This is a genomic window from Bacteroides sp. AN502(2024) (assembly GCF_041227145.1).
GTDB lineage: Bacteria > Bacteroidota > Bacteroidia > Bacteroidales > Bacteroidaceae > Bacteroides.
Genome location: NZ_JBGFSP010000003.1, coordinates 931,872 through 944,249 on the forward strand (window position 1 = coordinate 931,872; position 12,378 = coordinate 944,249).

General features: G+C 45.0%; 9 protein-coding genes. 8 read left to right on the forward strand and 1 reads right to left on the reverse strand.

Features of this window, described 5'->3' with window-relative positions; genetic code table 11:
• Positions 1 to 329 precede the first annotated feature (329 nt).
• Entirely contained in the window at positions 330 to 1,184 is an 855-nt protein-coding gene (locus AB9N12_RS03630) for a phosphodiester glycosidase family protein (protein ID WP_369889752.1), read from the reverse strand.
• 201 nt (positions 1,185 to 1,385) lie between these two features.
• Between AB9N12_RS03630 and recJ the strand changes: the two genes are divergently transcribed.
• The 8 genes from recJ to dnaG all read left to right on the forward strand — a co-directional run bounded on the left by recJ (position 1,386) and on the right by dnaG (position 12,343).
• Positions 1,386 to 3,104 carry a single-stranded-DNA-specific exonuclease RecJ gene (gene recJ / locus AB9N12_RS03635; protein ID WP_369889754.1) on the forward strand — a complete coding sequence of 573 codons (1,719 nt, stop codon included), beginning with the start codon at positions 1,386 to 1,388 and terminating at the stop codon, positions 3,102 to 3,104.
• Positions 3,097 to 5,001: an ATP-dependent DNA helicase RecQ gene (locus AB9N12_RS03640; protein WP_369889756.1), complete on the forward strand. Its 1,905-nt coding sequence runs from the start codon at positions 3,097 to 3,099 to the stop codon at positions 4,999 to 5,001. Before recJ ends, AB9N12_RS03640 begins: the two co-directional genes overlap by 8 nt.
• Positions 5,002 to 5,039: 38 nt before the next feature.
• Positions 5,040 to 6,002 (forward strand): tetratricopeptide repeat protein, encoded by a 963-nt coding sequence (locus AB9N12_RS03645; protein ID WP_369889759.1) that lies wholly within the window; start codon positions 5,040 to 5,042, stop codon positions 6,000 to 6,002.
• A gap of 295 nt (positions 6,003 to 6,297) precedes the next feature.
• Positions 6,298 to 7,146, forward strand: coding sequence for a prephenate dehydratase (locus tag AB9N12_RS03650; RefSeq protein ID WP_369889762.1), 849 nt, complete (start codon positions 6,298 to 6,300; stop codon positions 7,144 to 7,146).
• On the forward strand, positions 7,121 to 8,308 hold the full coding sequence (locus AB9N12_RS03655; RefSeq protein WP_369889764.1) for a pyridoxal phosphate-dependent aminotransferase: 1,188 nt from the start codon (positions 7,121 to 7,123) through the stop codon (positions 8,306 to 8,308). Before AB9N12_RS03650 ends, AB9N12_RS03655 begins: the two co-directional genes overlap by 26 nt.
• A gap of 4 nt (positions 8,309 to 8,312) precedes the next feature.
• A complete protein-coding gene (locus tag AB9N12_RS03660; RefSeq protein ID WP_369889766.1) occupies positions 8,313 to 9,374 on the forward strand; it encodes a chorismate mutase in 1,062 nt (353 codons plus the stop codon).
• A 5-nt stretch (positions 9,375 to 9,379) separates the two neighbouring features.
• Positions 9,380 to 10,153, forward strand: coding sequence for a prephenate dehydrogenase (locus AB9N12_RS03665; protein ID WP_369892798.1), 774 nt, complete (start codon positions 9,380 to 9,382; stop codon positions 10,151 to 10,153).
• 108 nt (positions 10,154 to 10,261) lie between these two features.
• Positions 10,262 to 12,343, forward strand: a complete 2,082-nt coding sequence (gene dnaG / locus AB9N12_RS03670) for a DNA primase (protein ID WP_369889769.1) — start codon at positions 10,262 to 10,264, stop codon at positions 12,341 to 12,343.
• Positions 12,344 to 12,378 lie beyond the last annotated feature (35 nt).

Here is a 12,378-nt window from a genome sequence, read left to right on the forward strand (position 1 = left end):
CATGAAAGCGTGGTTTCGCTCAATGTCAAGCGGAGTATATAAATAGAGCCTCTATCGGGGTAAAACAGAGGCTCTATTTAGGTGAAACAGAGCCTCCGTTTGGGTGAAATGCAAGCTCCGTTTCACTAAAACAATTCCTTTATTACAAGATATTGTAGTAAAAAAGGCTGAAACCATACACTTTTGCATTCAGGTGTGCCTTCAGGCAAAACCTTCGATGAAAAGGGCTTTTTTGAATAAGCTGAAGGCTGAAAGCAGTTTTCTACTTGTATTATTTAGTAGTAAAATTGACTGCAACAAGCATGAAACTCTATGAAATGATGCAATGGCTATTCATAAACATAAATGATATTGGACACTCCGCGTTCTCCGGCATGATCGAAACGTTTATTATCACAAGGATAATTGACAACGCCATTCTCCGGTGCTCCCGACAGCCATAATGTTGTGGAACCGCCGCCATCGAGGTTCAACGCATCCTTACCGCCTAATATCCGAAGCAGGTGTGCCAGTTCGGGGATATTCACCCCTTCGGCACGCCCCGGAAAACGTCCGTTCACCGTGACGAGCAGTATCTTTCCGTCCTTCGTCATGCAAACAGCGCTACGGGGATGCTTGGTCCGTACGAAGTCCGGACCACACAAGCTCCAGTCGCACACCCGACCGTCCTTTAATAATAACGGACCGGCTGCCAATACTGTACCCGCCTTTCGCTTATATTCTTTTTCTATCTTTCTGTTCCAAGGAATCAGCTTCATCTTTCCTTTCCGTTCATAAACGGCTCCCGTGACACGCAGTTTAAACTCGCTTATCGTTGTCGTATCCATCACTTGCCTGCCCGTCTTCAGGAAACAGACAGAATTCCCATGCTTCATATCAAAATAAGAGCCATTGATTGCTGCAAGCGCATGATGTTCGGAAGCTATCCGGCTTGTCTTTTTCATACCGTCCGATAGGGCAATACCCGTCTTCATCCCTCTGCCGGGGTCAATCTCTATCAGGTTGATAACCTGGGGACACTGATAAAGCTGCGGTATAGATGCGCTCTTGCAGATAATTCCCTTTTGAGAATGTACTATCTCCCATTGGGCAGAAACGATTGCCAGAGAATCTGATGCAGTCTGCCCTTTCAATGTTCCGATGGAACAGAGAGCAAAGACAAGGATACCGAAGTATTTTCTCATTGTAAACAGACAGATAAATATGTTAAGTTAATAAATTAATTAACAAAGATAGATAAAAGAAGTTATCTTCCCAAAGCCGGTCTTGAAATATTTTCGTCATATCTACTTCCACTTCCGGTTTTTTTCGTACTTTTACCCCTCGTTGGGAAGAAGTGCCTTTCTCAACCCTTGAGAACAGAAAAAGAAAAAACAATATATAAAATGAATCACAAATGGAATTATCGGCCCATTACACCCGAACAGACAGAGACAAGCCGGACATTGGCCCAGGAATTAGGGATTAGCCCGATCCTTGGACAACTTCTGGTACAGCGGGGAATAACGAAGGCAACGGATGCCAAGAAGTTTTTCCGTCCGCAATTGCCCGACCTGCACGACCCGTTCCTGATGAAGGACATGGATGTGGCAGTAGAACGTCTGAACAGGGCGATGGGAAAGAAAGAACGTATTCTAATTTATGGAGATTATGATGTAGACGGTACTACTGCTGTGGCATTGGTCTACAAGTTTATTCAACAGTTCTATTCGAACCTTGATTATTACATACCCGACCGCTATAACGAAGGGTATGGCATCTCGAAAAAAGGAATAGACTATGCCGCTGAAACCGGTGTGGGACTGATTATCGTACTCGATTGCGGAATAAAAGCTGTAGAGGAAATTACGTATGCCAAAGAGAAAGGGATTGACTTTATCATCTGCGACCATCACGTGCCGGATGATATTCTCCCGCCTGCCGTAGCTATTTTGAACGCCAAACGCCTGGACAACACGTACCCGTACACCCACCTTTCCGGCTGTGGAGTCGGTTTCAAGTTTATGCAGGCATTCGCTATCAGCAACGGCATCGAGTTCCATCACCTGATTCCTTTGCTCGACATTGTAGCTGTGAGTATTGCATCGGACATCGTTCCGATTATGGGTGAAAACCGGATCCTCGCCTACCACGGTTTGAAGCAACTGAACAGTAACCCGAGTATCGGCATGAAGGCTATTATCGATGTATGCGGACTTTCTGAAAAGGAAATCACCGTCAGCGATATTGTGTTTAAAATCGGACCGCGCATCAATGCATCGGGACGTATTCAGAACGGTAAAGAAGCTGTAGACCTGCTGACGGAAAAAGATTTCTCGGTAGCGCTTGAGAAAGCCGGACAAATCAACCAGTACAACAAAACCCGAAAGGATCTTGACAAGAGTATGACGGAAGAGGCGAACAACATCGTTGCCCATCTGGAAGGGTTGGCAGACCGGCGTTCTATTGTGCTCTACAACGAAGAATGGCACAAAGGAGTGATCGGTATCGTAGCTTCTCGCCTGACAGAAGTGTATTATCGCCCCGCTGTAGTACTGACACGGACGGATGACATGGCGACAGGCTCCGCACGTTCTGTTTCCGGATTCGATGTGTATAAAGCAATCGAGCATTGCCGCGACCTATTGGAGAACTTCGGAGGGCATACATACGCCGCCGGACTATCGATGAAAGTGGAGAATGTGGAGGCTTTCTCCAAACGGTTCGAAGAGTACGTTTCACAGCATATCCTGCCGGAACAAACCAGTGCTGTGATTGACATTGACGCTGAAATCGACTTCAGGGATATTTCGTCCAAGTTCTTCAACGACCTGAAGAAATTTAATCCCTTCGGTCCCGATAACACAAAACCTATTTTCTGCACTCATCATGTCTATGATTATGGAACGAGTAAAGTGGTGGGACGCGATCAGGAACATATCAAACTCGAACTGGTGGACAATAAATCGAATAATGTAATGAACGGCATCGCGTTCGGACAGAGTTCACACGTGCGTTATATCAAAACGAAACGCTCGTTCGACATCTGTTACGCCATTGAAGAAAACACGCACAAGCGTGGTGAGGTGCAACTTCAAATCGAGGATATAAAGCCGATTGAATAAGTACCAGGAGATATTAAAACAATATTGGGGATATGACTCCTTCCGCGACTTGCAGGAGGAGATCATCACCAGTATCGGCGAAGGCAAGGACACGCTGGGACTCATGCCGACCGGAGGCGGTAAGTCCATCACTTTTCAGGTGCCTGCTCTCGCTCAGGAAGGGATTTGCATTGTCATTACTCCACTTATCGCCCTGATGAAAGACCAGGTGCAGAATCTCCGCAGACGTGGTATCAAAGCTCTTGCCGTATATTCCGGCATGACGCGGCAGGAAATCCTCACGGCATTGGAGAATTGCATATTCGGTGATTACAAATTCCTCTATATTTCTCCGGAACGTTTGGACACGGACATATTCCGTACCAAACTACAATCGATGAAAGTCTCCATGATTACAGTTGACGAAAGTCACTGTATCTCACAATGGGGATATGACTTCCGACCCGCTTACCTGAAAATTGCCGGGATACGGGCGCTGTTACCGGGAATTCCGGTACTGGCACTTACCGCCACCGCCACTCCGGAAGTGGTGAAAGATATTCAAGCCCGCTTGAATTTCCGTGAAGAAAATGTTTTCCGCATGAGTTTCGAGCGGAAAAACCTGGCGTATATGGTCCGACAAACGGATAACAAGACGCAAGAGCTGTTGCATATCTTACGAAAGGTACCGGGCAGCGCCATTATTTATGTCCGCAACAGACGACGGACCAAAGAAATCACGGAACTACTGGTAAACGAACAGATTACCGCCGACTTTTATCACGCCGGACTGGATAACGCCGTAAAAGACCTGCGTCAAAAACGGTGGCAAAGCGGTGAAGTTCGTGTGATGGTAGCAACAAATGCCTTTGGAATGGGAATCGATAAGCCCGATGTACGTATCGTATTGCATCTCGACCTCCCCGATTCTCTCGAGGCCTACTTCCAGGAAGCCGGACGTGCCGGAAGAGACGGCGAGAAAGCGTATGCCGTAATCTTATACACTAAAACGGACAAAACGGTGCTACACAGGCGGGTAATGGATACTTTTCCCGACAAAGAATATATTCTCAATGTGTATGAGCATCTGCAATATTACTACCAGATGGCCATGGGCGACGGTTTCCAATGTGTCCGTGAATTTAATCTGGAAGAGTTTTGCCGGAAGTTCAAATACTTCCCGGTCCCGGTAGACAGTGCACTGAAGATACTGACTCAAGCCGGTTACCTGGAATATACGGACGAACAGGACAACGCCTCCCGCCTTCTTTTTACGATTCGCCGGGACGAACTGTACAAACTGCGGGAACTGGGAACGGAAGCCGAGGCACTGATACAGATGATTCTCCGTTCTTACACCGGAGTGTTTACCGATTATGCCTATATCAGCGAAGCCACCCTATCCGTACGTACCGGACTGACCCGGGAACAGATTTATAACATATTGGTCACGCTTTCCAAACGCCGCATCGTGGATTATATTCCGCACAAAAAGACTCCTTATATTATATATACGCGCGAGCGGCAGGAACTTCGTTTTGTGCACATTCCCCCTGCTGTCTACGAAGAGCGTAAAGCCCGGTATGAAGATCGCATCAAAGCGATGGAAGAATATGTCACTTCGGAGAATGTATGCCGTAGCCGGATGCTACTCCGCTACTTCGGAGAGAAAAACGAGCACAACTGCGGACAATGCGATGTTTGCCTTAGTCACCGTGCAACAGATACGCTGACCGGGGAATCTCTTGAAGAACTGAAAAAGAAAATAGCAGAATTACTTGTCCAAAAGCCGCATACACCGGCAGAAATAGCTGAAAAAATAGAAGCGGAGGCAGAGAATATCAGTGAAGTCATCCGGTATTTATTGGAAGAAGGTGAGTGGAAGATGCAAGACGGAATGATACATATTCCAAAATAAGTTACTACCTTTGCGAGGTAACTCAAAAATAACACACCATGTCGAACTTTTTTAAATCTTTCTTCTCCGGAAAGTCGGAAACGCCGGAGAGTGAAAAACAGAAAAACGATCAGAAAAACTTCGAGATCTTCAAATATGACGGTTTACGTGCGCAACGCATGGGACGTCCGGATTATGCAGTAAAATGTTTCACAGAAGCTCTTGCCATCCGGGAAGAGTTTGAAACAATGGGCTATCTGAGCCAACTCTACATTCAGATGGAAGAAATGGGAAAAGCCCGTGAACTGTTGGAGAAAATGGCTGCCATGGAGCCTCAGGTCACAAGTACTTTCCTGACACTGGCAAATGTATGTTTCATCCAGGAGGATTATCAAGCCATGGAAGAGGTCGCCCATCAAGCAATTGCCATCGAAGAGGGAAATGCCGTAGCTCATTACCTGTTAGGAAAAGCCCGCAAAGGACAGAACGATGATCTGATGACGATTGCCCATCTCACCAAAGCAATCACGTTGAAGGACGATTTCATCGAAGCCCGTCTGTTACGTGCGGAGGCTCTGCTAAATCTGAAACAGTATAAAGAAATGATGGAGGATATAGACGCTGTACTTGCCCAAAATCCGGAAGAAGAGACAGCAATGCTCCTACGCGGAAAAGTGAAAGAAGCTAACGGTCAGGACGAGGAAGCGGAAGAAGATTACAAACTGGTGACGGAAATAAACCCGTTTAACGAACAGGCATACCTTTACTTAGGGCAACTTTATATCAATCAGAAGAAGTTGACGGAAGCCATCGGACTGTTTGATGAAGCGATCGAACTGAATCCCAACTTCGCAGAGGCCTACAAAGAACGCGGACGTGCTAAATTGCTGAATGGTGATAAAGATGGTTCCATCGAAGACATGAAAAAATCTCTGGAGCTGAATCCGAAAGAGGAAGCCGCACTGAACGGAGAATTCAAGAATCTGGGACCGAAACCGGAGACACTTCCGGGTATCTTCTAAGTATCCTTTTTATATATTTTAGGTAAGGAAACAAAAAAAATATCGTTTTTTGTTTGCATCTAACGGAAAATTATTACTTTTGTCCCAGAATTAGAAACCAAAGCAAAAAAGATTCAATGAAATCATTTACTTATGCATATTACTTCTTTTTTTACTTTTACTTTAGCAGCAAAGTAGAGCGGGAGTTTGTATGTATCAAGTGACAGTGATGCTTAAGGACTGAATAGAGAAATCAATCATATAAATCCCGCTCCAAGATGGACGCGGGATTTTTTTATATAATACATTTAGAACAATGAAGAAAATAGCAATTCAAGGAATACTCGGCTCATACCATGATATCGCCGCACACAAATACTTCGAGGGAGAAGATATAGAGTTAATCTGTTGTGCCAACTTCGAAGACGTGTTTACTTCGATACAGAAAGACAATCAGGTTATCGGAATGTTAGCTATCGAAAATACGATTGCGGGAAGCTTGCTGCACAACAATGAGCTGTTGCGACAAAGCGGCACACAAATCATTGGTGAATACAAACTGCGTATCTCGCACAGCTTCGTCTGTCTTCCCGATGAGAATTGGGAAGATCTGACTGAAGTCAACTCCCACCCTATTGCCCTGATGCAATGTCGTGAATTTCTGAATCAACATCCGCAATTGAAAGTAGTGGAAAGTGAAGATACTGCCGGCAGCGCGGAAATCATTATGAATGAAAATCTAAAAGGGCACGCCGCCATCTGCTCCAAGGCGGCAGCCGAACGTTATGGCATGAAGGTCCTTCAGGAAGGCATTGAAACGAACAAACACAACTTCACCCGTTTTCTGGTAGTTGCCGATCCCTGGCAAGTGGATGAGCTCCGTCAACATCATGCCAATGCAACCAACAAGGCGAGTATGGTATTCACTCTTCCGCACGCGGAAGGCAGCCTGTCACAGGTTTTGTCTATTCTATCATTCTATCATATCAATCTGACAAAAATCCAATCGTTGCCAATCATCGGACGAGAATGGGAATACCAATTTTACGTAGATGTAGTCTTCAACGATTATCTAAGATACAAGCAATCTATTGCCGCAATCACTCCATTAACCAAAGAACTTAAATTATTAGGCGAATATGCAGAAGGAAAGTCAAACGTATAAAATCGCTCCTGCCGACAGATTGGCGAGTGTTAGCGAATACTACTTTTCAAAGAAACTAAAAGAGGTAGCGCAGATGAATGCTGAAGGAAAAGATGTCATCAGTTTGGGCATCGGCAGTCCTGATATGCCTCCTTCAAAGGAAACCATCGAAACATTGTGCAACAATGCTCATGATCCCAACGGACACGGTTATCAACCGTATGTAGGTATCCCCGAACTGCGCACAGGTTTCGCCAATTGGTATCGACATTGGTACGGAGTAGAATTGAATCCGAATACGGAAATACAACCATTGATCGGTTCGAAGGAAGGAATCCTCCATGTTACACTGGCATTTGTCAATCCGGGTGAACAGGTGTTAGTCCCCAATCCGGGATACCCCACCTATACTTCTTTGAGTAAAATACTTGGAGCGGAAGTTGTAAATTATGACCTGAAAGAAGAAGACGGTTGGATGCCCGACTTTAAGGCACTGGAGAAGATGGATCTTAGCCGGGTAAAACTGATGTGGACCAACTACCCGAATATGCCGACAGGTGCCAATGCTACTCCGGAAATCTATGAGCGTCTCGTTGATTTTGCACGCCGAAAGAATATCGTGATTGTGAACGACAATCCGTACAGCTTTATCCTGAATGATAAACCTATCAGTATCCTAAGTGTACCGGGAGCCAAGGAGTGTTGCATTGAGTTTAACTCTATGAGCAAGAGTCATAATATGCCCGGCTGGCGCATCGGTATGTTGGCATCGAACGCGGAGTTCGTGCAATGGATATTGAAAGTGAAAAGTAATATCGACAGCGGTATGTTCCGTGCCATGCAACTGGCTGCAGCAACTGCTCTTGAAGCAGAAGCTGAGTGGTACGAAGGCAACAACGAAAACTATCGCAACCGTCGCCACCTTGCCGGTGAAATTATGAAAACATTGGGATGCATCTACGACGAGAAACAAGTAGGTATGTTCCTTTGGGGAAAGATCCCCGCTTCCTGCAAAGATGTAGAGGAACTGACGGAAAAGGTATTGCATGAAGCAAGAGTGTTTATCACTCCGGGATTTATTTTCGGCAGTAACGGAGCAAGGTATATCCGTATCTCTCTTTGTTGCAAAGACAATAAGTTGGCGGAAGCATTGGAAAGAATTAAAAGAATAATAAACAAATAAGAATATGGAACTCGAATCAATTTTATTACCGGGCATTGAAGCTAAAAGACCGATTGTCATTGCCGGCCCTTGCAGCGCAGAAACAGAAGAACAAGTAATGGATACAGCCAAACAGCTGGCTGTCAAAGGACAGAAGATATATCGTGCCGGTATTTGGAAACCACGCACCAAACCAGGAGGTTTCGAAGGTATCGGTGTAGAAGGCCTTGCCTGGTTGAAAGAGGTGAAGAAAGAAACAGGAATGTATGTTTCTACGGAGGTAGCAACAGCTAAACATGTTTACGAATGTCTGAAAGCGGGAATCGATATTCTCTGGATAGGTGCACGTACCACTGCCAATCCTTTCGCCGTACAGGAAATCGCTGATGCGCTAAAAGGGGTTGATATCCCCGTATTGGTTAAGAACCCGGTGAACCCGGATCTCGAATTATGGATCGGAGCACTGGAACGTATCCACAACGCCGGTTTAAAACGTCTGGGTGCTATCCATCGTGGGTTCAGCAGCTATGACAAGAAGCTCTACCGCAATCTTCCCCAATGGCATATTCCGATCGAGCTGCGCCGTCGCATCCCTAATCTTCCGATTTTCTGTGATCCGAGCCATATCGGTGGCAAACGCGAATTAGTAGCTCCGCTTTGCCAACAAGCAATGGACTTGAACTTCGACGGTCTGATCATAGAAAGTCACTGCAACCCGGATTGTGCCTGGAGCGACGCTTCTCAACAGGTTACTCCGGACGTACTCGACTATATCCTCAATCTGCTGGTAATCCGTACTGAAACGCAATCTACGGAAAGTCTGGTACAACTCCGTAAACAAATTGACGAATGTGACGACAATATCATTCAGGAACTATCAAAAAGAATGCGAATAGCCCGCGAAATCGGCACCTACAAAAAGGAGCATGGAATCACCGTTCTCCAAGCCGGACGTTACAATGAGATTCTGGAAAAACGTGGCGCACAGGCCGAACAATGCGGTATGGACAGCGAGTTTATGAAGAAGATCTTCGAAGCCATCCACGAAGAATCGGTTCGTCAACAGATGGAAATTATTAATAAATAAACATGATGAGAATATTAATCCTTGGAGCCGGTAAAATGGGCTCTTTCTTTACTGATATATTGAGCTTTCAACACGAAACGGCCGTGTTCGACGTCAACCCGCACCAGTTGCGCTTTGTTTATAACACGTATCGATTCACCACATTGGAGGAGATTAAAGAATTTGAACCGGAACTGGTTATCAATGCTGTAACAGTGAAGTACACGTTGGATGCCTTTCGCAACATTCTACCTGTATTACCCAAAGATTGTATCATTAGCGACATTGCCTCTGTGAAAACAGGACTGAAGAAGTTCTATGAAGATAGTGGTTTCCGCTACGTCTCCAGCCACCCGATGTTCGGCCCCACTTTCGCCAGTCTTAGCAATCTAAGCAACGAGAATGCCATCATCATCAGTGAAGGCGACCACCTGGGAAAAATATTCTTCAAAGACCTCTATCAGACATTGCGTTTGAACATCTTCGAATATACGTTCGACGAACACGACGAAACAGTAGCCTACTCGCTTTCTATTCCGTTCGTATCTACTTTCGTATTCGCTGCCGTGATGAAGCATCAGGAAGCTCCGGGAACTACGTTCAAAAAACACATGGCAATTGCCAAAGGCCTATTAAGCGAAGATGACTACCTGCTTCAGGAAATTCTGTTCAATCCACGCACTCCGGGTCAAGTAGCCAATATCCGCACGGAGTTGAAGAATCTTCTCGAGATCATTGAAAAAAAAGATGCGGAAGGAATGAAAATGTATCTGACAAAAATCCGGGAAAAGATTAAATAATCCGTATTGGCATAGATAAGATTTAACGATCCCCTGTAAAAAAGTGCTTTGCAGGGGATTTTTTTATATGTACCTTTGTATCCGCAAAACGGATTCACAAGAGAAAGAATGATAGATCAAGTTACCATAGACCGGATATTAGACGCGGCACAAATTATGGATGTCGTTTCGGATTTTGTCACCCTACGCAAACGTGGAGTCAATTATGTCGGTTTATGCCCGTTCCATGATGATAAGACTCCTTCTTTTTATGTCTCTCCCGCCAAAGGATTATGCAAATGTTTTGCTTGTGGAAAAGGTGGAAATGCCGTGCACTTCATTATGGAGCATGAGCAAATGTCTTATCCGGAAGCATTAAGGTACCTTGCCAAGAAATACAATATTGAAATCAAGGAACGGGAATTAAGCGATGAAGAGAAGTTGGTGCAAAGCGAACGCGAAAGTCTGTTTATCGTCAACAACTTTGCACGCGATTATTTCCAGAATATACTAAAGAATCATATAGACGGCCGTAGTATCGGTATGGCTTATTTCCGTAACCGTGGCTTTCGCGACGACATTATTGAAAAATTCCAATTAGGCTACTGTACCGAAAGCCACGATGCATTCGCTAAAGAGGCCGTACAAAAAGGATATAAGAAAGAGTATCTGGTAAAAACCGGACTTTGCTACGAAACGGACGACCACCGGTTACGGGATCGTTTCTGGGGACGTGTTATTTTCCCTGTCCATACGCTTTCCGGTAAAGTGGTGGCTTTTGGAGGACGTGTACTTGCCAGTGCAACGAAAGGGGTTAAAGTTAAATACGTCAACTCACCCGAATCGGAAATCTATCATAAAAGTAATGAGTTATACGGTATCTATTTTGCTAAGCAGGCGATTGTAAAACAAGACCGCTGCTTTTTGGTTGAAGGGTATACGGATGTAATCTCCATGCATCAATCCGGCATAGAGAATGTGGTTGCTTCTTCGGGAACAGCGCTTACACCGGGACAAATCCGTATGATTCACCGGTTCACCAACAACATGACTGTGCTTTATGACGGTGATGCGGCAGGTATCAAGGCTTCTATCCGGGGAATTGATATGTTATTGGAGGAAGGTATGAATATCAAAGTCTGTCTTCTTCCCGATGGGGACGATCCGGACTCTTTTGCCCGCAAACATAACTCTACGGAATTTCAAGCCTTTATCTCGGAACATGAAACGGATTTTATCCGCTTCAAAACAAACTTGCTGCTGGAGGATGCAGGAAAAGATCCCATCAAGCGTGCGGAACTAATAGGTAACCTGGTGCAAAGTATTTCTGTCATCCCGGAAGCGATCATTAGAGATGTCTATATCAAAGAATGTGCGCAACTACTTCATGTAGAAGATAAATTGCTGGTATCGGAAGTTGCGAAAAGACGGGAAACTCAAGCAGAAAAACGGGCTGAACAAACGGAACGGGAACGCCGGATGGCTGAAAGAACAGCTATAATGTCGCAAGAGACTACTCCTTCTGAAAATGCTCCAATGCCTAACGGAGATATTCCGTTGTCTCCAGAAGTGGATGGAGGGTATACAGAGGTGCCTCCCACTTTGCAGGAAGACAACTATGATTCTTTTATCCCCCAAGAAGGAAAGGAAGGGCAAGAATTTTACAAATTCGAACGACTGATATTGCAAGCGGTAGTTCGTTATGGAGAAAAAATCATGTGTAACCTGACGGACGAAGAAGGAAACGAAACTCCGGTGACCGTCATAGAATATGTGGTTAATGATTTGAAAGGGGACGAGCTAGCCTTCCATAATCCACTACACCGCCAAATGTTATCGGAAGCTGTCGAACACATGCACGATCCCAATTTCATTGCCGAGCGTTATTTCTTGGCACATCCTGATCCGGTGATCAGTAAATTGAGTGTAGACTTGATTAATGTGCGTTATCAGCTTAGTAAATATCACTCCAAGTCACAGAAAATTGTTACAGATGAAGAACGCCTCTATGAACTGGTTCCAATGTTAATGATTAATTTTAAATACGCAATCGTAACGGAGGAATTGAAACACATGCTTTATGCTTTGCAAGATCCTGCTCTTGCCCATGACAATGAAAAATGCAACTCACTCATGCAACGCTATAATGAGTTGAGAACAGTGCAAAGCATCCTGGCAAAACGTTTGGGAGACAGGGTTGTTTTGCGATGATTCCTCATCGGTGCCGAGACATGTCCTCATCGATG

Coding starts and splice junctions, on each gene's coding strand:
- AB9N12_RS03630 (WP_369889752.1), bottom strand. CDS start 1,184: ATGAGAAAATACTTCGGTATCCTTGTCTTTGCTCTCTGTTCCATCGGA.
- recJ (WP_369889754.1), top strand. CDS start 1,386: ATGAATCACAAATGGAATTATCGGCCCATTACACCCGAACAGACAGAG.
- AB9N12_RS03645 (WP_369889759.1), top strand. CDS start 5,040: ATGTCGAACTTTTTTAAATCTTTCTTCTCCGGAAAGTCGGAAACGCCG.
- AB9N12_RS03650 (WP_369889762.1), top strand. CDS start 6,298: ATGAAGAAAATAGCAATTCAAGGAATACTCGGCTCATACCATGATATC.
- AB9N12_RS03655 (WP_369889764.1), top strand. CDS start 7,121: ATGCAGAAGGAAAGTCAAACGTATAAAATCGCTCCTGCCGACAGATTG.
- AB9N12_RS03660 (WP_369889766.1), top strand. CDS start 8,313: ATGGAACTCGAATCAATTTTATTACCGGGCATTGAAGCTAAAAGACCG.
- AB9N12_RS03665 (WP_369892798.1), top strand. CDS start 9,380: ATGAGAATATTAATCCTTGGAGCCGGTAAAATGGGCTCTTTCTTTACT.
- dnaG (WP_369889769.1), top strand. CDS start 10,262: ATGATAGATCAAGTTACCATAGACCGGATATTAGACGCGGCACAAATT.